The 22,700-nt window shown below is 52.8% G+C and carries 20 protein-coding genes; 15 read left to right on the top strand and 5 right to left on the bottom strand.

Annotated elements, in window-relative coordinates; translation table 11 throughout:
* Window positions 1–26: 26 nt before the first annotated feature.
* From JOD20_RS22505 to JOD20_RS22515, 3 genes are read right to left on the bottom strand one after another with little or no spacing between them, the layout of a single operon-like run.
* Window positions 27–386, bottom strand: a complete 360-nt coding sequence (locus JOD20_RS22505; protein WP_204757431.1) for a Trm112 family protein — start codon at window positions 384–386, stop codon at window positions 27–29.
* Window positions 383–1,054, bottom strand: coding sequence for a phosphoribosylanthranilate isomerase (locus tag JOD20_RS22510; protein WP_204757432.1), 672 nt, complete (start codon window positions 1,052–1,054; stop codon window positions 383–385). The genes JOD20_RS22505 and JOD20_RS22510 overlap by 4 nt, the downstream gene beginning before the upstream one ends.
* Window positions 1,051–3,366, bottom strand: a complete 2,316-nt coding sequence (locus JOD20_RS22515) for an NYN domain-containing protein (RefSeq protein WP_204757433.1) — start codon at window positions 3,364–3,366, stop codon at window positions 1,051–1,053. Before JOD20_RS22515 ends, JOD20_RS22510 begins: the two co-directional genes overlap by 4 nt.
* 686 nt (window positions 3,367–4,052) lie before the next feature.
* On the opposite strand from JOD20_RS22515, the gene JOD20_RS22520 reads away from it, so the two are divergent.
* The 4 genes from JOD20_RS22520 to JOD20_RS22535 all read left to right on the top strand — a co-directional run bounded on the left by JOD20_RS22520 (window position 4,053) and on the right by JOD20_RS22535 (window position 7,031).
* On the top strand, window positions 4,053–4,985 hold the full coding sequence (locus JOD20_RS22520; RefSeq protein WP_204757434.1) for a decaprenyl-phosphate phosphoribosyltransferase: 933 nt from the start codon (window positions 4,053–4,055) through the stop codon (window positions 4,983–4,985).
* Between the two features lie 9 nt (window positions 4,986–4,994).
* Window positions 4,995–5,459 carry an ABA4-like family protein gene (locus JOD20_RS22525; protein ID WP_204757435.1) on the top strand — a complete coding sequence of 155 codons (465 nt, stop codon included), beginning with the start codon at window positions 4,995–4,997 and terminating at the stop codon, window positions 5,457–5,459.
* Window positions 5,456–5,962: an acyl-CoA thioesterase gene (locus tag JOD20_RS22530; RefSeq protein WP_012190778.1), complete on the top strand. Its 507-nt coding sequence runs from the start codon at window positions 5,456–5,458 to the stop codon at window positions 5,960–5,962. The genes JOD20_RS22525 and JOD20_RS22530 overlap by 4 nt, the downstream gene beginning before the upstream one ends.
* A gap of 88 nt (window positions 5,963–6,050) precedes the next feature.
* Complete coding sequence (locus JOD20_RS22535; RefSeq protein ID WP_204757436.1) at window positions 6,051–7,031, top strand: NAD(P)H-quinone oxidoreductase; 981 nt, start codon at window positions 6,051–6,053, stop codon at window positions 7,029–7,031.
* 518 nt (window positions 7,032–7,549) lie between these two features.
* Here the strand turns inward: JOD20_RS22535 and JOD20_RS22540 are convergent.
* The gene (locus JOD20_RS22540; RefSeq protein WP_204757437.1) at window positions 7,550–8,260 is read right to left on the bottom strand and encodes a YqjF family protein; all 711 of its coding nucleotides are present in this window, start codon (window positions 8,258–8,260) and stop codon (window positions 7,550–7,552) included.
* A gap of 508 nt (window positions 8,261–8,768) precedes the next feature.
* On the opposite strand from JOD20_RS22540, the gene JOD20_RS22545 reads away from it, so the two are divergent.
* The 5 genes from JOD20_RS22545 (at window position 8,769) to cphA (ending at window position 15,120) form a co-directional block, all read left to right on the top strand.
* Window positions 8,769–9,938 (top strand): glycosyltransferase family 4 protein, encoded by a 1,170-nt coding sequence (locus JOD20_RS22545; protein ID WP_204757438.1) that lies wholly within the window; start codon window positions 8,769–8,771, stop codon window positions 9,936–9,938.
* Between the two features lie 14 nt (window positions 9,939–9,952).
* Entirely contained in the window at window positions 9,953–10,291 is a 339-nt protein-coding gene (locus tag JOD20_RS22550; RefSeq protein ID WP_204757439.1) for a VOC family protein, read from the top strand.
* A 201-nt stretch (window positions 10,292–10,492) separates the two neighbouring features.
* Window positions 10,493–11,209, top strand: coding sequence for a carbonic anhydrase (locus JOD20_RS22555; RefSeq protein WP_204757440.1), 717 nt, complete (start codon window positions 10,493–10,495; stop codon window positions 11,207–11,209).
* A 216-nt stretch (window positions 11,210–11,425) separates the two neighbouring features.
* Window positions 11,426–12,310, top strand: a complete 885-nt coding sequence (locus JOD20_RS22560) for a cyanophycinase (RefSeq protein WP_204757441.1) — start codon at window positions 11,426–11,428, stop codon at window positions 12,308–12,310.
* Window positions 12,311–12,435: 125 nt separating this feature from the next.
* Window positions 12,436–15,120 (top strand): cyanophycin synthetase, encoded by a 2,685-nt coding sequence (gene cphA, locus JOD20_RS22565; protein ID WP_204757442.1) that lies wholly within the window; start codon window positions 12,436–12,438, stop codon window positions 15,118–15,120.
* Window positions 15,121–15,309: 189 nt separating this feature from the next.
* Here the strand turns inward: cphA and JOD20_RS22570 are convergent, their stop codons facing one another.
* Window positions 15,310–17,046 carry an Rqc2 family fibronectin-binding protein gene (locus JOD20_RS22570; RefSeq protein ID WP_204757443.1) on the bottom strand — a complete coding sequence of 579 codons (1,737 nt, stop codon included), beginning with the start codon at window positions 17,044–17,046 and terminating at the stop codon, window positions 15,310–15,312.
* Between the two features lie 83 nt (window positions 17,047–17,129).
* Here JOD20_RS22570 and JOD20_RS22575 point away from each other — a divergent pair, with 83 nt between their 5' ends.
* The 6 genes from JOD20_RS22575 (at window position 17,130) to JOD20_RS22600 (ending at window position 22,602) form a co-directional block, all read left to right on the top strand.
* The gene (locus JOD20_RS22575) at window positions 17,130–17,762 is read left to right on the top strand and encodes a guanylate kinase (RefSeq protein WP_054534519.1); all 633 of its coding nucleotides are present in this window, start codon (window positions 17,130–17,132) and stop codon (window positions 17,760–17,762) included.
* Between the two features lie 173 nt (window positions 17,763–17,935).
* The gene (locus tag JOD20_RS22580; RefSeq protein ID WP_204757444.1) at window positions 17,936–18,781 is read left to right on the top strand and encodes a DegV family protein; all 846 of its coding nucleotides are present in this window, start codon (window positions 17,936–17,938) and stop codon (window positions 18,779–18,781) included.
* A gap of 3 nt (window positions 18,782–18,784) precedes the next feature.
* Window positions 18,785–19,669: a GNAT family N-acetyltransferase gene (locus JOD20_RS22585; RefSeq protein ID WP_204757445.1), complete on the top strand. Its 885-nt coding sequence runs from the start codon at window positions 18,785–18,787 to the stop codon at window positions 19,667–19,669.
* Between the two features lie 30 nt (window positions 19,670–19,699).
* Window positions 19,700–20,683: an AAA family ATPase gene (locus tag JOD20_RS22590; RefSeq protein ID WP_204757446.1), complete on the top strand. Its 984-nt coding sequence runs from the start codon at window positions 19,700–19,702 to the stop codon at window positions 20,681–20,683.
* 9 nt (window positions 20,684–20,692) lie between these two features.
* Window positions 20,693–21,952, top strand: a complete 1,260-nt coding sequence (locus tag JOD20_RS22595) for a DUF58 domain-containing protein (RefSeq protein ID WP_204757447.1) — start codon at window positions 20,693–20,695, stop codon at window positions 21,950–21,952.
* A 2-nt stretch (window positions 21,953–21,954) separates the two neighbouring features.
* Window positions 21,955–22,602: a GNAT family N-acetyltransferase gene (locus JOD20_RS22600; protein ID WP_204757448.1), complete on the top strand. Its 648-nt coding sequence runs from the start codon at window positions 21,955–21,957 to the stop codon at window positions 22,600–22,602.
* The last annotated feature ends 98 nt before the right edge of the window (window positions 22,603–22,700 follow it).

Here is a 22,700-nt window from a genome sequence, read left to right on the forward strand (position 1 = left end):
CCGTAATAGGGTTCCACGCTGGAAAATTAGGCCCGAATCAGGCTGGTATCTTTGTGCTTTTCGCCTTCATCGATCAACATAATTGGAATCCCATCTTCAATTGGGTAGCGGTAGCCATTCCGTGGATTGAGCAACCATTCTTTGCCATTGGCATCGCTGTACAATTCAACTGGCTTTTTATCGACAGGGCAAGCCAAAATTTCCAGCAACTCTGGGCTAATTGAACGTTTGGTGTTGCCTGCGCTGACGGCAGTGGTGTTTGAAGCCAAATTGCTGACCGGAGCCAACTCAAATGCTTGATCAGCCTTATATTGTTTATAAACCCGATAAACCAAGGCCCCTGCACCAGCGATGATACCGAAGCGCAACAATTTACCAAATTTCATGCATTCCTCCTAGCAACACGCAGCGCATTCAAGGCTTGCTGCGCGGTTTTCACAAATTGAATTATTTTGTTGAGATCTTTGTTTCCAGCGGTTTCGATGCCGCTGCTTACATCAACGCCCCATGGTTCAACTGCTTGAATTGCTTGGGCGACGTTGGTTGGTTCAAGCCCACCAGCGAGCAATAATGGCGTTGTTTGCGCTAATCGCCGCGCTGCTTCCCAATCGGCTAATACACCAGCCCCACCGTATGAGCCTGGCACATGGGCATCGACCACCAAGCGAATTCGCTGCTGGTCTTGGGCTATATCATACCATGCTTGCTCGCTGTTTTGATTGCTTAAACGCACAGCTTTCAGCAATGGCAGCTCAATGTGCTCGCTGATGGCAATTGGTTCATCGCCGCTCAGCTGCACCACATCGAGGCCAACTGCTTGAGCAATTGCTTGAATCTCACTTGCAGACGCATTAGCAAATACGCCGACCAACCGACAATCAGTTTCGGTCGCGCGCACTGCTTGGGCAATTTCCTGCGCTAAACTCACCTCAATCTGGCGTTTGCTGGGCGCGAAGATCATGCCAATCAGGTCTGCGCCTGCCGAAGCCGCTGTAACAGCGGCCTCGACACTACGCACACCACAGATTTTAATCGCCTGCTGCGGCCAACTCACGCTTGTTCTCCGCTTTCGCTGGGCGTGACTTTTTTGCGGCGGCGCGGCTTGGCTGGCTCAGCAGGAGCTGGTGCTTCGGCGACTGGCTCAGCTTTTTTGCGGCGGGTGGTTTTCTTGGGTTTTTCTTCGACAACTTCTGCTGGCTCAGCAGCTTTGCGCTTGCCACCACGCTTCTTGGGCTTTTCAGCCACTGGTTCGGCCACAGCTTCAACTACTGGCTCAGCCACAATTTCGGCCACAGGCTCGCTGATGACTTCGCCAACCGGCTCGGTTACAGCTTCAACCACTGGCTCGGCAACTGGCTCAGCCTGATTATTGGCAGCAATCGCTTCGGCCACACTCAGTGGCACAATCGATTTGCGGCGGCGGCTTGGCTTGCGTGGCTTGATTGCTGGATTGGTTGCAGCGCCCACCGGAGCTTCATAATCGATTGGCTCAGCAAACGAATAATCTGCATCGTTATCAGGCAATGGCTGCTCTTCAAAGCTTTCGGGCAAGGCCACTTCATCGATTGGCGCAGTGTAATCGTCGTCAATCGCAATCGCCTGACCACCAATCATCGCAGGTAACAAGCGTGGCTCTTCGTCAACCAAATCGGGCAAGTTTGGGCCATCATCGAAGGCAGTATGTTCGCTTGGCTCAAAGTTCGAGCCAGCAGCATCATGCTGTTCTGGATTGAGCACAAGCCGATAGTGGGCTTTGGCACCGCGGTTTGAGCGTTGCACTTTGCCTTCATTAATCGCCTGCTTGATCAATTCCTTCAAGGCATTATTGGTCAATTCAAGTTCTGCGGTATTGCGCATTTCGCGCAAATCGTTAAAGATGTCGGCAAACGGCACAGGCTCGCTGTAAACACCCATCACTTGGTAGAACAATTGCCATTCGCGCTCGCCAAAGCTAAAGCCTTCGGGTAACGCGGGAACCAAGACCGTTTCGCTCAATTCATCAGGCACAATATCGGCGGTTGGTTGCTCGCTGCGGCTGCTGCCACGGCGGCGACGGCGGCGGCCATTACGATCGCCACGATCGCTGCTTGCAGCTGCATCTTCGCCTTCGCTCAATTCCATTGGCTCGTCGGCAATGCCAATCGTTTCGATTGTAATTGGCGCAATTGCTTCTGCTTGCAATTCAAGCTCTTGTTCAAGCTCGCGTTCTGCTTCAACCGACGGCAGATCTTCGGCAAATTGTGAAAGCTTGTAGGGATCTTCATCGGGCAAGAACACTTCGTTGACCGTGCCACTGGTGAAGATTTGAATCTTGCCGAGGCGTTCAGCTTCGCGCACAAAATCGGTAAACTTGGTAAATGGTTTGCCCTGAACGTCGCGATAGCGGCTTTCCTTGAAGTTGGGCATCAACTCTTTCATCAAGACTTTGAGCGAGCCAAACGAGGTGACATAGCCGCGTTTGCGGGCTAAGTGCAAGGCCTCGACCAACTTATCGTAGATCGCTGCATCGGGGTTGCTTGGGGTAGTGGCCACGACTGGCGTAATGCTTGGCGCTGGCCGCACAACAATTTCGGCTGGCTTTTCAACTGGCTTTTCAGTGCGTGGCTCTGATTTTTCAGCCCGCGAATCAAGCCGCTCGAAATGTGGCTCGGCATGCTTTTCTGGGCGTTCGCTGCGATCGCGGCGGCGTTCATCGCGGCCATTGCGTTCGCCACGTTCGCTGCTGCGGTCGTTGCGCTCATTGCGTTCGCTGCTGCGTTCTGGGCGTTCTGCTCGGTCGTTGCGCTCAACCCGTTCTGGGCGCTCAACGCGCTCGAAGGTTTTTTCGCTGCGATCATGGCGTTCGTTGCGGCGGCCACCCATTGGGCGAATATCGACAATTTGTTCGTAGAACAAAAATTCATCGGCGCTTTGGGCAAGGTGGCTCGAAGCAGCGCCGCCAATGCCAACGATAATCACATCTTTGCCTTCTTGGCGCACACAGTTGACCAAAGCGATAAAATCGCGGTCGCCGGTGATAAAGATATAGGCTCCGATGTTGGTGCGAGTGTAGAGCGTGCGCATGGCATCGATACACATGTGCATATCAACACTATTTTTGATTGGACGGCCCATACGGCCTTCGTCCTTATCGTAATAGTAGGTTGGCACATACATCGGCTCAATATTATTGGCAAATAAGGCGCTAGTAATGCGTGGGTAACGATACCAATCGGCGTAAGCGCGGGCTACAACAACACGGCCATAGTCTTCGCAGCGTTCCATCAAGGCTTCGAAATTGGGGGTAGCGTCGAACTTCTCTCGAACTGAAACATAAATGTTCTCGAAGTCGATAAAAACCGCAACATCCTGCTTGGGTTTGTTCATAGGGATTCCAATGTGCTCCTGGGTAGTTCTTTGTTTCTTGGCATGCCATTAAATTTCTGGCGAGTGATCGAGTACGGTCACCCATTACCGCTTAAAACTACCAACAATTAGACAAATACAATTTGATATGTGACGACATCAAACCAGTTGGAATGATGTATTGCGTGGGCGGCATCGCCTCTCATGGGATACTCAACGCGGCTAGTATACCATATCATCGCTGTCTGTATAGCCCTGAATTTGTGCACAAGGGTTCAGGGGCTAGGAGTCAGGGTTCAGGGACTAGGCTATTGGCTATAGGATGACAAATCATGATCATAGCAACATATCCGCCGCTAGTTCATAGCTGTACTGGTACATTGCGTTAACCACCATCTGATTCCCTCACCCCCTAGCCCCCTCTCCCGTCGAACGGGCGAGGGGGAACCACGGAGTCGGACTCCCCTCGCCCGCGTTCAGTGGGAGCGGGGCTGGGGGTGAGGGCATGTCCTTGGTTGCCAATCGAATGAACCAATACACATAGCCTAAAGCATTTAGTTTTCATACGACTATTTGGTTAAATCCTAGCTCCTGATAACTGACCTCTGATCCCCCATAGTAACGTTTGACGCACATGCAATGGGTAGGTAGAATGATCACTGCTAGGCGAAAGCGATTCGTCAGGCTCAAGGAGTAGAGTAATTTGTATGCAACAGCCCTATAAAATAGCCCAACCGCAACTCTCAAAAATGCCCAAATATCTGTTTTTGACGATGCGGCCCAAACAGTGGGTCAAGAATATTTTTGTCTTTGCAGGCTTAATTTTTGCCAACGATATGCTCTTGACCAATCCCCAGAGCTTATTACGGGTGCTCGCAACCTTTGGCCTGTGGTGTTTAATCGCTAGCTCAATTTATCTCATCAACGATTTGGTCGATATTGAAAAAGATCGCGATCATCCCAAAAAGCGCTATCGCCCGCTGGCGAGTGGCCATCTTGCCCCAAGCAGCGCAATTATTGCGACGCTGATCTTTTTGGGCATTGGCTTGCCTTTGGCTTGGATGCTGAGCCGTGGCGTAGCAATTATTCTGGCCGTCTATGTCGTGATGCAATTAGCCTATTCGTTTCGGCTCAAGCATGTCGTGATTCTCGATGTGTTTATCATTGCCGCAGGCTTTGTCTTTCGCACAGTTTCGGGCGCGGTGGTATTGCGCATTGATATTTCGCCCTGGTTGTTGATTTGTACTGGGCTGTTGTCGTTGTTTCTGGCGCTGGCCAAACGTCGCCACGAGTTGGTTTTGCTTGAAAGTGGCGCTGGCAGCCATCGCCGTGTGCTCGAAGAATATTCAACCGAGCTGCTGCAAGAAATGATTTCGCTGATTACCGCCAGCACCTTGATTGCCTATATTTTGTATACACTTAACCCAACCAATCCTCATGTGCCAACTAGTCCTTTTCCTTTGATGTTGATCACCGTGCCATTTGTGATTTATGGTATTTTCCGCTACCTCTATTTGGTCTATAAAAAAGATGAAGGCGGTAGCCCAGAAGAATTGTTGCTTAAAGATTTGCCAATGTTAGCCGATATTGTGCTTTGGGGCATAACGGTTGTGGCAATTATGTATATCTTTCGCCAATAGGAGTTGGTTATGCAAACACCTCGTTCACCGTGGTTGGATCGCCTGTTTAGCCTCGCAAACCTCGCGGTTATCCCAGGTTGGCTGTTGATGATCGGCGCACCACGTTCACGCTGGACACAACGGGTGATCAACGATGATCGCTTTTTTATTGGGATGGGCGGTCTCTATGCAGCCATGTTGGGTGGCGCACTGGCTGAAAACGATGGCAAAGGCTTCAATTTCAGCGCAATGCTCAATCCAACCCTCGATTCGATTGGCAAATTGTTTCAAGAAGGCGGCCCCAAGGGCACGTTTGCTGGCTGGACACATTATTTAATCTTTGATTTCTTCGTTGGGCGGGCAATTTTGCGCGATGCTCAAGAGAAAAATATTCCACACTGGTTGATTGTGCCAGCCTTGATTTGCACCCTAATGAGCGGGCCATTGGGTTTGGCCTATTATCAAGTGCTGTTACGCGTGCGGGGTGCAGCGTGAACGAACGCCCAATTCGGCGCACGCCGCTGATTCGTATGTCGGATATTGTGCTGCCTGGCCAGACCAATAACCATGGCACGATGTTTGGTGGTGAAGTGTTGGCGATGATGGACCGCGCGGCGGCGATTGCCGCGATTCGCTTTTGCCGCCAACAAGTCGTCACTGCTTCGACCGAACGAATCGATTTTCGCACGCCGATTCATCATGGCGATTTGGTTGATATGCTGGCCAAAGTAATTTACACCGGTACGACTTCGCTAATTGTACGGATCGATGCCTGGGCCGAAGACCCCATTTCTGGCGAACGGCGCTGGTGTACGACCGGCTTCTATTCGATGGTTTCGGTGGGCATTGATGGCCGTCCAACTGCGATTCCGCGTTTGTTGGTCGAAACCCCAACCGAACAAGCCGATTGGGAGCATGGTGCGAAGATCAAGGCCTTGATTAGCGAACGGCTCAAAGCCAACGATGCGCCGATTCCTGCTGATCCGCTGACGTTCTAAAATTTCATGCCCTCACCCAAGCCCCTCTCCCACTCAACGCGGGCGAGGGGAATTTTTTTGAAGCGTTTTTATATCGATGAGGTGAATTATGCAAGCGATTGTGTTTGATCAAGCTGGCGATGCTGAGGTCTTACGCTTGGCCGAAGTTGCCGATTTGCAGCCGCAAGCTGGCGAATTGTTGATTCGGGTGCATGCGACCGCCGTCAACCGTGCCGATATTTTGCAGCGCCGTGGGATGTATCCAGCGCCAGCGGGAGCCTCGGAGATTTTGGGGTTGGAAATTGCTGGCGAAGTGATTGGCCATAGCGCAGGAGTTAGCGCGCCAGCACTTGGCACGCGAATTTGTGCATTATTGCCAGGCGGCGGCTATGCCCAACAAGTCGTGATTCCGGCAGAGTTGGCAATGCAAATTCCCGATAGCTTGAGCTACGAACAAGCAGCTGCTATTCCCGAAGTCTGGATGACTGCTTATGACAACTTGTTTAACTGGGGTCGTTTGAGCGCTGGCGAACGCTTGTTGGTGCATGGCGGCAGCTCAGGCATTGGCACGGCGGCGATTCAACTGGCAGGTTGGCGCGGCGCTGAAGTGATCATCACTGCTGGCTCGGCAGCAAAAATTGAGCGTTGCCGCGAGTTGGGTGCGCTTGCTGGCATCAATTATCGGACTGAAAATTGGCCTGAACGCCTGCAAGAATTGACTGATCACCAAGGCGTTGACGTGGTGTTGGATATGCTCGGAGCCAGCTATTTCAACGCTAACTTGGCCAGCTTGCGGGTTGGCGGGCGTTTGGTGATTATTGCAACTATGGGCGGGGCGCAAACCGAGCTTGATCTGCGCACGCTGATGCTCAAACGCTTGACGGTGTGTGGCACGACCTTGCGCGCGCGTCCGATTGCCGCCAAAGCTGCGCTGACTCAGCAAGTGCTTCAAGATGTATTGCCACGCTTTGCAGATGGCACATTTAAGCCAGTGATTGAAGCGGTGTTTGATTTGGCCGAAGCCAGCGCCGCCCATCGTTTGCTAGAATCGAGCCAGCACGTAGGCAAAATTGTGTTGCGAGTTAAGTAGAAGAGCATAGAGCAAAGAACATAGAACATAGTTTGATCCACAAAGCGCACGAAGAACGGAAACCGCGAAGAGCGCGAAGAGCACGAAGAACGGAAACCGCGAAGAGCGCGAAGGCTGATGTGGCTATGGGCTATGTGTACTGGTACATTGCGTTAACGACGGTTTTCTCCCTCACCCCCTAGCCCCCTCTCCCGTCGAACGGGCGAGGGGAACCGCTGGATCAGGGTTCCCCTCGCCCGCGTTCAGTGGGAGCGGGGCTGGGGATGAGGGCATGCACATGGTTGCCAACCAATGAGCCAATACAGCTATGGGCTATGGAGATTCTTGAGTTACTACCCATGTTCCGATAGCCTATAGCCATCAGCCAAAAGCCATCGTTCCTCTGCGCCTCTGCGTTAAATGCTGATCCACGAAGGGCACGAAGGCTGTTTTCGCCACAGATTGGCACAGATTCGGAGAATGAGGCTTTTAACTTCATCCCTCATCCTTCATAATTCATAATTTCGTGGCTCTATGTTCTATGCATTGGGCAACTTTTGATGTGGAAATACCTTAACCACCGAGCCTTTGGCCAAAACGACTGAATAGGGCCTTTCATTGGCGAGCCATGCCCACTGCGGGCCATAGATCGCGCCCCAATCGAAGTGCAATTGGTAACGCTCCACGGGATACACATCCCACTCAGGGTGCTCAACCCGATAGACAATTGGCTTACCATTGCGCCTGCGCCCAAAGCCCCATTCGTGCTCTTTGAAAAAATGTTCAGTTCTTGCAGCATCAGGGTGATAGAGCTGATTGCTGGCGGTCAGCTTGACCAAATTGGTTTGGCCTTGCCAGTATAACGTGTGCTCAACCGTGATTTGGCCTGCGCTGTGTTGGGTTTGGCTCTGCAAAGGCGCGGCCACATATGGCTCGTTGTAGAGCACATTGGCTAAACTTGCAACCAGCCATTGAGGCACGATTTCGCGTATAAACACTACGCCACGTTGCTGGCCACGGCGCACATAAAAGCGCAAATTCATTTCGGCAAAATTGCGAAAGCCGGGCCAAGCCACGCCTAAAACCTTGGTTTGCAGAAAATCAAATACTACCAAACTCACAAACGCCGAGCCATCACGCCGATCAAGCTCTAAGCCATGTGGCAAATAGGGCAGCAAAAGTTGATCTGGCACGGCATACGAGATCAAGCCAAGATTGGCCCATTGGGCCGCTAAAAACGCGAAGCTCATGCTTGCTCCTTGGTGGATTAGGGATCGGGGTTCAGGGGCTGGGGATTGGTAGCTTGTGCTGGCTAATAGCTCGTCGGCAATCATCCAAACCCTAATCCCTATTTTGCCACAGATGTTGAGAATTAGGCCATGGGCTATTGGCTATTGGCTTTTGGATTGAATTTAGGATAAGGAAATCATTCCGTTAGCTTATAGCTGTAATAGTTCATTGCGTTAACCATGGCCTGATCCCCTCACCCCCTAGCCCCCTCTCCCGCCCGCGAGGCGAGGGGGAACCGTGCAGTCAGTGCTCCCATCGCCCGCGTTCTGTGGGAGCGGGGCTGGGGGTGAGGGAACACGGTTTCCAATCCAATGAACCAGTACACATAGCCTAGAGCCAAATCTTTGTGTGCTAAACCCTGACCCCTAGCCCTTTCATCCTTCATCCCTCATCCTTCGTCCTTCACTCTGTTCTCTGTTCGTCTGCTATACTGAGGCCAATGGTTCTTTAGCTTCGGTAGGCCGATTGATGCAACCTGCAAGCCTCAGTATTTTGACCCCAACCCCGCTGTATCCAGCCCATGCTGGCGCGAAAACCCATAGTCTCAATGCTTTACGTCAACTAAGTCAATATTATACCGTCGATAGTTATTGTTTAACCAAGCAACCTGAAAGCGTCGATTGGGGGCCATTGCCGCAATGGTGCCGCGATCTGCGGGCATTCGCGCCAACTAAGCCAACGCGACGCAACCTCGACCCGCCAGCGGTTGATTTGGAGTTTTCGCAGCCGATGTTGAATTATATGCAGCAACGCTGGCTACAAGCGGCCCCAAATTTGCTCCAACTTGAGGGCACAACGATGGCCCAATATGCGCCGTTTGCACGACGTTTGGGTGTGCAGGCAACTATTTGTACCGTGCACCAAGTTGGGTTTGTGGCCCAATGGCGACGTTTGCAACGCGAAAAAAGTTGGCCATTGCGTGCTCGCCGCTTAGCAGGTTTGCTCAGTTTGTGGCTGTATGAGCAGCGAGCGTTGCGCCATTGCGATTTGCTCGTAACCTTGAGCGAAACCGATCAACAGACCTTGGAGCGTTGGCAGCCCAAATTAAACATCGTAACCGTGCCTTCGGGCGTTGATTTAACTGAATGGCCATTATGTCGGCAGCCTCAAGCACCACAGCAAGTGCTCTTTGTGGGCAACTATTTTCACCCGCCAAATGTCGAAGGTGCTTTGTGGTTGGCGCGTGAGGTTTGGCCATTGGTTCAAGCCCAAATCCCTGAGGCGCGTTTGATGCTGGCAGGCCGTAGCCCTACGCCTGAAATTCAACAACTGGCGAGTGCTACAATTGAAGTGCCAGGCACAGTCGATGATTTGCGTGCAGTCTATCGCCAAAGTCGGGTGGTGGCAGCGCCAATTTTCTGGGGCAGTGGCGTGCGGATTAAAATTCTCGAAGGCTTGGCGGCGGGCTTGCCGTTGGTAACCACCGCGCTTGCTGCGGAAGGCTTACCACTTAAACCCGAAGAACATGCCCTGTTTGCCGAACGCCCAGCAGATTTTGCCGCAGCGCTTGTCCGCATCTTGCAAGCGCCAGCCTTGGGCGCACAACTTGGCGATGCAGGCCGCCAGTTAATTGCCGAGCGCTACGATTGGCGCGCTATTGGCCTGCAACTACAGCAACACTATCAGGCCTTACTTTAGCCAGGAGCTTGAGCATGGAAATGGATCATGTCGCGGTTGTTGTCAACAATATCGCTGAATCCACCGCGTGGTATGTTGAGCAATGTGGAGCACAGGTCTTGTATGCTGACGATACATGGGCTTTTTTGCGGATTGGCCAAGGCAAGTTGGCCTTAGTCATGGCCTATCAACACCCGCCGCATGTGGCGGTGCGCGTTGATGAAACCCAGTTGAATGCCCTTGCAGCGCAGCACAATCAGCCGATTGATCGCCATCGCGATGGAACCAAAGGCTTTTATCTGCGCGATCCAAACGCGAATGTGATCGAAGTTATTTGCTATCCACCAGCAGAAACGGTTTACACTGGGGGCTAGAGTTCAGGGTTCAGGGTTCAGGGTTTAGGCTATGGGCAATGGGGAACACAATCAACATAATCGGTGCAATCTGTGGCTAAAAATAATCATTCGGGCAATCTATGGCTAAAAACTGAACCTTCGCGCTCTTCGCGATCTTCGCGGTTTCAAGCCTTCGTGGTGCTTAGTAGTACTTCATGAATCAACTTTACGAGGAGCATGATGACTGATTTTGCTGATGAAAACAAGGATCGCCAACTGCTTGATGCCATTCGTGGCCGAGCCTCAATGGAAGATATTGCCAACCTGCGCAGCCCTGAAGTCAGTACGCCTGCGGCAGCAATTGAGGCGCTGAAACTGGGCAACGAACGCTTTTTTAGTGGCGAAACCCAGCGCACAGTGGTTAGCGTCAATCAACGCCGCTCACAAATTATTAGCCAAACTCCATTTTCGGTAATTCTTGGCTGCTCGGATAGCCGCGTACCACCGCAGATGATTTTCGACTGTAATTTAGGCGATTTGTTTGTGGTGCGGGTAGCTGGCCAAATTGTCGATCAAGCAACCCAAGGCAGCATTGAATATGCGATCTCGCATCTTAAGTGCAAGTTGATTGTGGTAATGGGCCATGAAGGCTGTGGCGCAGTGAAAGCAGCGCTTGCCAGCGACGAGCAAATTGCCAAAGAATCAGCCAATATTCGCTACCTGATCGACCAAATTCGGCCTGTGTGTCAGCGTTTACCAGCAATTCGCGACGAAAAAGCCCGCATGCGCGAAGCCGTAACCCAGCATGTGCGCGCCCAAGTAGCGCTTTTACGCCAAAATCCGGTTGTGGCGGCCTACGAAGCGGCTGGCACCATTGCCGTGATTGGAGCCTACTATGAGATTGGCAGCGGTGCTGTTGATTTCTTCGTCACCCCCGATGAACTAGCGTTTGATTAGCAACGAGCGTTCAGGGGTTAGGGGTCAGGGGCCAGGAATAGCGAAAAGGGATTGATGAAGAATCGCAACGTGGTGTATAGGTTTATGTTCTATGTTCTATGCTCTTCTGACCCCTGACCCCTGACCCCTTGTCCCTATTCTTCATTTGCACAATGGAGTGCTATCCGTAATAATGCAGCGTTAAAGCTACTCCAGTCATGGAAGGACACCTCGGATATGCCTTCGCCAGTGCCAGATGGACACGTTCGCGGCGCGTTGCTGCCAATTGGCGGTGCAATGGATTTGCAGCGCAGACGGTTAATTTTATTCCGCTTCTTCGACCTCGCAGGCGGCACCAATGCCCGCATCGTGGTCATTCCCACTGCCTCGGAACTGCCTGATGGTGGCCGCGAATACCTTGAGGTTTTTGGCAACTTAGGCGTTGCCAGCGTCGATCTGCTGCCAGTGCGCGAACGGATCAACGCCAATGATCCCAAGGCGCTGGAAATTATTTCCCACGCAACCGGCATTTTCATGACCGGCGGCAATCAATTGAAGCTCACAGCGGTGCTTGGTGGCACACCAGTTGCCACTGCTATTCGGCGAGCTAACGCGCGGGGGGTTCCGGTGGCGGGCACCAGTGCAGGTGCGTCGGCGATGAGCGCCCATATGATTGCCTATGGAGCGAAGGGGCTTGTGCCACGGTATGGCATGGTCCAGTTTGGCCCAGGCCTTGGGCTAACTAATCGCGTCGTGCTTGACCAACACTTTGGCGCACGCCATCGGCTTGGGCGCTTGATCGCGGCAGTCAGCTTTAATCCATTTCTGATTGGGCTGGGCCTCGATGAGAACACCGCCGCCGAGATCGATGATGATCATCTGATGCAGGTGATTGGCGAAGGCTCAGTGACGGTGGTCGATGGCTCTGGAATTACCTATAGCAACATTCACCAGCTGAAAGTTGGCCAAAAAGAGGCCATCGTTGGCGTGAAATTGCATGTGCTGACCAGAGGTTGGTCGTATGATCTGATCAAACGTGAGGTCATTCCGCCAGTGGTGATGCCGCCCTTGCCTGTGGCTCCACGGCTTGAACAACCAGATGCTGATAGCGATAGTGCCTAAACCTTAGTACGTTAGCCGCTCGTGGTACAATATGGCGCAACGTGGTTCAACGCTGCGCCACCCACTTTCCCTATTTCCCCAAAATTCTCGCCTACCCATTGCCACTATTCTGTGGAGGTTTCCCGATGAAAATTCTCGACACGCGCGTCTATCGTGGGCCGAATTATTGGTTGTATAAGCCAGCCATCAACATGACGGTTGATCTGGAGGAACTTGAGGCTTATCCAACCGATGTATTGGGTGATTTTGTTGATCGGTTGTTGGCGCTCGTGCCAAGTCTCGATGATCATCATTGTTCGTTGGGACGACCAGGTGGCTTTGTGGAACGGCTGCGCAATGGCACATGGCTTGGTCATGTGATGGAGCATTTGGCGCTCGAATTGCAGTGTTTGGCTGGAACATACGTCACCCAAGGCAAAACCCGTGGTACAGGCCAAGAGGGGCAGTATTTTGTTATTTTTCAATATGGCCAAGAGGATGTTGGCATCGAGGCCGCCAATTTGGCGCTGCGCTTAATTCAATTTTTGCTGCCAGCAGAATTGCCCTCAGCCATGCCCGCTGCCGAACGCGTGACCTTCGATCTGGTGCGTGAAAAGGAAGATCTGGCTCGCATGGCGGTACGCTTGGCCTTTGGCCCTTCAACGGCCTCATTGGTCAAGGCCGCAGAGGAGCGCGGGATTCCATGGTTGCGCCTGAACCAACATTCATTGGTGCAATTTGGCCATGGCAAATATCAAAAACGCATTCAAGCAACCATCACCTCGCAAACCAGTCATATTGGGGTCGAAGTTGCCCAAGATAAGCAATTGACCAACAAATTGCTTGAGGATGCTGGCCTGCCTGTGCCCCGCCAACGCGTGGTACGTTCAGCCGAGGGTGCGGTTGAAGCAGCGCGACGCTTACGCTATCCCTTGGTGGTCAAGCCCTTGGATGCCTCGCATGGACGCGGGATTTCGATTGGCCTGACCACCGAGGCCGAAGTTGAAGTTGCTTTTGCCCAAGCCCAAGAGCATCGCTCGTATGTGATTGTTGAAGAATTAGTGCCCGGCAGCGATCATCGGGTGTTGGTGATTAATGGCGAGGTCGTCGCGGTTTCAGAGCGTGTGCCGGGCCATGTGGTTGGCGATGGTCAACACACGGTTGCCGAATTAGTCGAGATCGTCAATAGCGATCCACGGCGCGGCGTTGGCCACGAAAACGTGTTGACGCGGCTTGAAATTGATCATCAAGCTGAACGCTGCATGGAAAAAGCTGGCGTGAGCTTGGAAACGGTGCTTGAGGCAGGCCAATTGCTCTATTTGCGCTCAACTGGCAATCTTTCAACTGGCGGCACGGCGATCGATCGCACCGATATGATTCATTATGAAAATGCCCAAATTGCGATTCGCGCCGCTAAAATCGTGGGCTTAGATGTGGCTGGGATCGATTTTATCATTCCCGACATTAGCCGTCCGGTCAGCGAAGTTGGTGGCGGAATTGTTGAAGTGAATGCAGCGCCGGGCTTTCGCATGCACGTTGCCCCATCAGAAGGCACACCACGCGATGCTGCTGGGCCAGTTATCGATATGCTGTTTCCAGCAGGCACGCCCAGCCGCATACCCTTGGCTGCATTAACTGGCACCAACGGCAAAACCACGACCGCGCGTATGACCGCCCACATTCTCAAAATGGCGGGCTACCACGTTGGCATGACCAGCACCGACGGGATTTATATCGACGGCGAGCGCGTGTTGCGCGGCGATATGACTGGGCCAAAATCGGCGCGCATGGTGCTGCGCGACCCAACCGTTGATGCAGCAGTGCTCGAAACAGCGCGTGGCGGCATTTTGCGCGAAGGCTTGGGCTACGACGAGGTGGATGTTGGCGCAATCCTCAATATCAGCGCCGATCATCTTGGCTTACGGGGGATTGATACGCTTGAAGAGATGGCCAAAGTTAAATCGCTGATCATCGAAGTGATTAAGCGTGATGGCTGGGCCGTTTTGAATGCAGATGATCCGCTGGTGGTCAAAATGATCAAACGCACCCGCGCCAAGCCCTTCTACTTCAGCTTTGACCCTGCCAATCCCTTGGTGCGCGAACAAGTGCAAAATGGCGGACGGGCAATTGTGGTCGAAAAAGGGGTCAACGGCGATATGGTGACGCTCTACGACAAGGGTCGGCATATTCCGCTCTTGTGGACGCACCTCATTCCTGCAACCTTGGAAGGCCGCGCTAAATTTAATGTTGCGAATGCCATGGCAGCGGCGGCAATGGCTTATAGCTTAGGCATTAGCATCGAAAATATTCGCCAAGGCCTGCGCACCTTCACAACGTCGTTCTACCAAACCCCAGGCCGCTTGAACGTTTTTGATGAGCATCCATTCCGCGTGATTTTGGATTATGGGCATAATCCGGCGGCGGTCGGTAATCTGGTTGATGTTGTGCGCCAATTGCCCCGCGAAGGCAAAGCAATTTGTGTTATTTCGGTGCCTGGTGATCGGCGCGAAGTTGATGCGCGTGAGATTGGGCGCTTGCTCGGCTCAGGGGTGTTCGATCAGATCATTATCAAAGAAGATACCAGCTTGCGCGGACGCAAAGAGGGCGAAATGCCTGGCTACATTCGCGAGGGCTTGCTTGAGGCTGGCTTTGCTGAGAGCAACATTCAATATCACCGCCAAGAGCGCGAGGCTATTGCCTTGGCCTTAGATTCGGCGCAGCGTGGCGATTTGCTGATGATTTTTGCCGACGAGCCAACCGATGCTTGGAAGCAAATTATCTATTGGGGCAAGCCCCGCGATGCTCAAAGCAAAGTCGGGCGTGTGATTTAATCGAGGGGTCAGTAGCAAGGTTCCCTCACCCCAACCCCCTCTCCCACTGGACGCGGGCGAGGGGGAGTCAACGATGGTTTCCCAACGATCTGGGTGAAAAAGCCCCTCGCCCGCGCCACGGGAGAGGGGTTGGGGTGAGGGGATCTTAACAACCGATCCTCAAATGTTCTATGTTCTATGTTCTATGCTCTATGTTCTTTTCTGCTCTTTCTTAGGCTCAACCCGCAAGGTACGTTCGGCGGTGTAGCGCACCAAGCCTGGCGGGCCGCCTTTGATTTTGCGCACATGTTTGCGCAGCGAAATATCAACTTCAACTGCGCCATCGTTGCGGGCCGATGAATAGTAGGCTGCCAGTTGGGCCGCCTGTTCGAGGGTACGCGGTGGTACATTCGCCGCTTGCATACGGATAATCACATGACCGCCGGTGCGTTCGCGGGCGTGCAGCCAATAATCTTCTGGCTGGCCAAGTTTGAAGGTCACTTCATCGTTTTGGTCGGCGCTACGGCCCACGAAAATCGTCCAGCCATCGGGCGAAATGACCCGCAACGGGCCTCGGCCAACGCTCGAATTGGGCTTGCTCTTGGCTTTGCCAATGGTTTGGCGCAACCAACCGCCAGCAATCAACTCGCGCTCAAATTGCTCGATTTCCGCAAAACTCTCGGCCAAACTTAGCAAATCGTTGGTTTGTTGCAGATATTCTGCTTGGGCCTCGGTTTGCTCCAACAGCTGTGGCACGTCTTCCAACGCGCCTTTGGCTTTGTCGTACTCGCGAAAACGCGCTTGAGCGTTCTCCACCGCAGACAATTTTGGGTCAAGCGTGATTACGCCTTGGTCAAGCAATAATTCGCTTTGGCCTGGCTTAATCGCGTAAATATAGCCAAAAATCATCTCGCCTTCCCAGCGCAATTGTTCAAGTTGTTCGACGCGCGCCAGTTGGGTGCGCAATTGATCGGCCTTAGTTTTGGTGCGGCGCTGCGCTTCGGCCACCCGTTCGAGCAAGGCATCGCGACGTTGCGCATGAGCTGTCACTTGATCAAGCTCGGCAAAGGCGGTTGCCAACGCCTCATTCATGCTTGGGTAAGCTTCGGTGTTTGCTTGGTGCTGCAACGCAAAGGCAGCGATGCCAATTGGCGTGCCTTCGGCATTGCGGGCCAAGGTTGGCTCAATTGTCGCGAGGCTGGTCAATTCGCGCAGCTGTTTAGCGATCTGCTCAAAATCAAGCTCGGGCGTAATTTCGACGCTGGTTGCACCAGCCGCTCGCCAAGCAATTTCGCGCCCGGTTTGTGGCGAAACCCCACTATATTCAGTTACCAAGGCTTTGGCCAAATCGCCACCCAAAGCCGCAATCGCGGCGGAGGTTGCCGTGCGCGGGTCGCTTTTGCCTTGGCTCGGTGGCCCTTCATAGATGCTGCGTGGCATAATTGGGCGCTGCGAACGCTGCGGGTTATAGTGGCGAATGCTTTCCAAAACCAAGCCATTATCATCAACCAAAATAATATTTGATGAATGGCCGATAATTTCTAGGACCAATTCACTATAACGTGGCGTAAGCATCACCTCATCGTCGTCGTCCTCATCAGGCTCTAGTTCCTTGCGAGGAATTGGCATCTTGGCTATACTGAGCGAAATAACCCGTTCCAATGGCGCAGATTCGATCTTTGTGATTCGTCCGCCGCGAACATATTTGCGTAACAACAATAACAAAGGCGAATCGGCATTGGGGTCACGGGTTAGTTTGGTTGGCATGGTATGCAGGCGGGCAAATTTGGGATTGGCCGAAAGCAACAGCTGATGCCGCACGCCATCGGCATAGACTTCAAAGCCCACGCTATCGGGATTTGGCAAAACCACCTGTTGAATTTTGCCGCCAACCAAGATCTGTAATTCAGCGACAATCGCTGCTACAACAAGCGCATCAATGTGCATAGACGATTCTCCTTCATGGCTCAATCGTACTCAAGCATTGGCGGATCGTCAATAATTTAGCAACCCTTAGTTTAGGAGGTATTGTGTCACACCCAGAACTCAACCCGATTTTGCACAACCAAGCTCCTGTACCGCTGCTCGTCATTATTTCAGGCCCATCAGGGGTTGGCAAAGATACGGTGTTGATGCGGATGCGCGAATTTGGCATGCCCTTTCATTTTGTGGTCACCACGACCAGCCGTGGCCAACGTCCAGGCGAAGTAGAGGGCTTTGATTATAATTTTATCTCCAAAGATGAATTTGAAACCATGATTGCCAACAACGATTTGTTGGAGCATGCCGTGGTCTATGGCGAATACAAGGGCATTCCCAAATCGCAGGTGCGCGATGCGCTTGCAAGTGGCAAAGATGTGATTTTGCGGATCGACGTGCAGGGCGCTGCGACCATGCGCAAATTAGTACCCGATGCAGTGTTGATCTTCATTGTGCCACCATCGAGCGCCGAATTGGCCAACCGCCTGCGCCTGCGCCGCACCGAATCGGCGGAAGGTTTAGAGCGCCGCATGGCCTTGGCCGAAGAAGAAATGGGCCGCGTCGATGAATTTGATTATGTCGTGATGAACCCAGAATCACGGCCTGACGAAGCAGCCAGTATGATTCAAGCCATTATTCGAGCTGAAAAATCGCGCATTCGTCCGCGCCGGATTAAACTCTAAAACCCCGATTGGGCTTAATCGGCCAAACGTGGCTGGTTAAGCCCATTTCCTCAGCATCTCTTCATCAAAGTAGCACTTTCGGGCAAACCAAAAAACCTCTATAATACTTATTAATCTATGCTCCACCGCAGGGTTGCATTGGAGTGTCTGTGTGGCTCCGAGGATTGAACAACATGACCACTGCATTGGTTACCGCCTCTACATCGAGCTTGCCAATGGAGCTTATTCAGCGCTATGGCATTGAATTAATTCCATTTACCATTCAGTTTGTCGATGGCAATCTGCGCGAAAGCGAAGATGTTTCACTCGATGAATTTTATCGCCGTTTAGTTCATGAAGATGTCATTCCTACAACTGCGCCTTCATCGGCAGGCCAGTTTATTAATTATTTTCGTCAACACCCAGCCGATGACATCATTGTGATTCATGTTGGGTCGATGCTGAGCCAAAGCTATGCCAACGCCATGCAAGCAGCTTCACGGGTTCAAGGCCGCATGATTTATAACATCGATTCGCGCCAATTTGCGCTTGGCACCGGTTTATTGGTGCTCGAAGCCGCCGAAGCCATGGCCAACGGAGCTAGCGCCGCAGCGGTCGTTTCGCAAATCGAACATCAAATTCCGAATATTTTGACCGTGGCCTCGCTCGAAACTGTGCGCTATTTGCGGCTGAGCGGTCGCTTGGGCCGCATCGGTGCAATGGCAGCTTCGCTCTTGGGTATCTACCCAATTTTGGGCCTCGACCGCAAAGGCCAAGCCGAAATGGTTGGTCGCGCGCGCTCACGCGCCGATTCGCTCACCATGATGATTCAACAAGCAAAAGAGTTTGTGGGCAAGGCCAAAATTCGGCGCATGGGCATTTTGCACACCAACGTGCAAGCAGAAGCAGAGGCCTTTGCCAAACAGGTTGCCGAGCATTTCCCAGGCATTCCCTTGTTGATCTCCGATGCTGGCCCAGTTTTGGCTGTGCACGGCGGGCCGGGCGCGTTGGGCATTTCGGTCTTGCGAGAAGAAGCCTAAATTATGCATTTGTTTCGGCGCGTGCCCAGCATTCACGATTTGGCGATGCGGCCACTAGTTGAGAGCGATCTCGCACCGCTCATGGGTTTGCTTGAGCAAACACCATGGGCTTCGCTTTCGATTCCCCACGATGAGTTTGGCCTAACCCTCAGCGATCAGCTTAGCATTGTTTTGGAATACAACGGCAAATTGTGGGGCTGCGTGCTGATGGGCTACGCAGTTGGCCCCATTGCTTGGATTCGCGCGCTAATCGTGCATCATTCGCTGCGCCCCGCCGAGGCAGTAACGACCTTTTTGCAGGCCGCCGAAGGCTATGCCAAGGCCCGAGGAGTTGAGCGCTTGCTGCTGATGAGCGACGAACGCGATGCAAGCTGGCTTTTGCCATGGGTCTTGCACGAAGGCTATCAACAACAACTCGATGTGGTCGGCTACGAAAAACGGTCGATGCAGATTCCTGCTTGGGGCAATACTGGGGCGTGGATTCGGCCAGCAACGCCTGCCGACGTGCCTATGATCGCCAAAATCGACGCTGCTGCCTTTGCTGCCGAATGGGTCAAAAGTAGCACAATTCTGGCTGGTGTTTTTCCGGTTGCGCCATTCTACATCGTGGCCGAACTCAACCAAACGATTGTGGGCTATGCCTTTGCAACCGTGCATCATGGCGGCATCATGGCTCATCTGGTGCGGATTGCGGTCGATCCAGCGCTGCAAGGCCAAGGCATTGGGGTGCGGCTGTTGGCCGAACTGGTCGATTGGTGTAGTTTAAACGGCGTACAGTTGCTTTCGCTGAATACCCAAAATACCAACCAACATGCCCAGCGGCTCTACGAGTGGTTTGGGTTTATGCGCAACGGCGAACGCCAAACTGTTTTAGTCAAAGATCTCTAAGCGTGGCTCTGTTTTCGGGAGGATTTTGAAATGAAACATGTGCAAGATATAGCGCAGCGGCTGGCGGCCAACGTCGAAAAGGTGATCATCGGCAAACGTGCTGCGGTGGATTTAACCCTGATTGCCTTGTTGTGTCGCGGCCATGTGCTGTTGGAAGATGTGCCTGGCGTGGGCAAAACCACCCTTGCCAAAGCAATTGCCCGCAGCATTGGCTGTAGCTTCAAGCGCATTCAGTTCACCCCCGATCTCTTGCCAACCGATGTTAGCGGGGTTTCGATTTTCAACCAGAAATCGGGCGAGTTTGAGTTTCGGCCTGGGCCAATTATCGCCAACTTAGTGCTGGCCGATGAAATTAATCGCGCTACGCCCAAAACCCAATCGGCCTTGCTCGAAAGCATGGAAGAAGGCCAATTGACTGTCGATGGCATCACCCGCCCATTGCCCCAGCCCTTCATCGTGCTTGCCACCCAAAATCCCATCGAATACGAAGGCACCTTTCCCTTGCCCGAAGCCCAACTCGACCGCTTTTTGCTGCGCATTACCTTGGGCTATCCGGCCAAGGCCGATGAATTGGCGATCTTGGAGAGCCAACGCAAAGCGCACCCAATCGATGCTTTAGAACAAGTCGTGACGATTGAAGAATTGCAACAGCTACAAGCTGAAATTCGCGATGTCTATGTCGATGAGCAGATCAAAGAATATATTGTGGCGATTACCACCGCCACCCGCAACAATAGCGATGTCTATCTCGGCGCTAGCCCGCGTGGCTCGTTGGCGCTCTATCGCACTGCCCAAGCCTTAGCAGCCTTGCAAGGCCGCGATTATGTCATCCCTGATGATATTAAAGTTTTGGTCAAACCGGTGTTAGCACACCGCATGATCATCAGCCCAGCAGCGCGAATTCGCAACATTCATGCAGACGAATTGATTCACCAAATTGTGAGCCAAGTGCCAGTACCAGGCGCACGCGCTGGGCGACGATATGAGCGGCAGCAGCCAGCGGTTGCACAATAGGGGCAGCATATGCGGGCATTAGGCATTCTCAGCTTGGCCGTCGTTCTATTTCTGACTGGGCTTTCGAGTAATATTCCCTTCTTTTATTACTTGACCTACACCCTGCTTGGGTTGCTGGTCATTGCCTATGCTTGGGCTTGGAGCAACCTCGAAGGCCTCGAGATTGAGCGCGAATCGAGCACCACCCGCGCCCAAGTTGGCGAAACAGTGCGCGAACGGATCACCATTTACAATACCTGGCCATTGCCCAAACTCTGGGTCGAAGTACGCGATCACTCCGATTTGCCGTCGCATGGTTCGGGCTTTGTAAGCTATATTCCAGGCCGCGAGAAACGGCGCTGGATGGTGCGCACGCCCTGCACGTTGCGCGGCAAATGGCGCTTGGGGCCGGTTTCGGTGCGCAGCGGCGATCCCTTTGGTATCTTCCAACTGCACAAAATGGTCGATCTGACCCACGATCTCTTGGTTTATCCAGCAACCGTCGATTTGCCTAAATTCGAGCTACCAACTGCTGAGCTAATTGGTGGCCAAGATGTGCGTTCGCGCACGTTTCACGTTACGCCGAATGTTTCGACCGTGCGCCAATATGTGCCAGGCGATAGTTTCAACCGCATTCACTGGCGTTCAACCGCCCGAACTGGCGCGTTGATGGTCAAGGAGTTCGAGCTTGATCCCTCAGCAGATGTGTGGATCATCTTGGATATGGAAGAGCGTTTTCACCATGGCCAGCCCGATGCAGCGATTCCGGCGATTATCAAAAGCTTGCAAGGCAAAATTGCGATTCCCAATACGACTGAGGAATATAGCATTACCTTGGCGGCTTCGCTGGCCCGCCACTTGTTGCGGCTCAATCGCAGCGTTGGCTTATTGACCTACGGGGCGCAACGGGAAATTATTCTCCCTGAGCGCGAAGCTCGCCAGCTATATAAAATTTTAGAGCCATTGGCGATGCTGCATGCCACCAGCAATACCTCATTAGCCGAATTATTGGCCGCTGAAAGCCAACGTTTTGGCCGTAATTCCTCGTTGTTGATCATCACAGCGGCGCTTGATGAGCGCTGGGTAGCGGCGGTACAACGCTTGGTCTATCGCGGTGCCCGAGCTTCAATTATGTTTCTCGATGGCAAATCGTTTGGCGGCTGGCGCGACCCTGAGCCAACCTTTGCGCGCTTGGCCGAACTACGGGTGCCGGTTTATCGAATTCATGCTGGCGATGGCTTAGATAGCGCCTTGGCCGAGCCAGCGATTCGCGCCATGGGTCGGAGTTAGCAATGACACACAATCAACCAACCGTAGAATTACGCCCAGCCAACGCCAACGATTTAGCCATTTTGGGTGAATTGTTGCTCGATTTATATGATGCTGAGTTGCCCGATTCGTTACGTGGAGCCGATAGCCAACGCCAAGCCTTATTGCGCTACACCTTGCACGCCAATAATTTTGCTGGCGTGCGCGGACGCTATATCGTGCGCAATCAAGCAGGCGATGTTGTCGGCATGGCAGGCATTCAATTCCCCAACGAGCCAGCCCCTGATCGAGTGCCACGCGGCACGCTAAATATGGCGGTGCAATTGATTGGCCTGAAGCATACGCTGCATCTATTGAGCACCGTCGCAGCCTCGATGCTGATGCCACCACCAAAATTCAACCCCGACTATGCCTACATTCATGGGATTGTGGTACGCGCCCAGCAACGCGGCCAAGGCTATGGCGCGGCAATTATGCAAGCAGTTGAGCAGCAATTAGCTGCGCGCAAGGTTGCTGGCGCACAACTACAAGTTATCGTCGATAACCAGCAAGCGGCGAAATTATACGAGCGTTTGGGCTATCGCACAGTCTATCGCTCGCCCAAATGGCTCGATCGCGTGACGATTCCGAATATTTTGATGCAAAAACCGTTAGTAATAAGTAAGGAATAATAAATAACCACTGTTGCTAGTTAAATGAACGGATTGTGATGATGCATGCCGAAAGGATGAACCCTAAACCCCTTGGCTTAACGCAGAACGTCCTCGAT

It is taken from the genome of Herpetosiphon giganteus (genome assembly GCF_016907925.1).
GTDB classification, from domain to species: domain Bacteria; phylum Chloroflexota; class Chloroflexia; order Chloroflexales; family Herpetosiphonaceae; genus Herpetosiphon; species Herpetosiphon giganteus.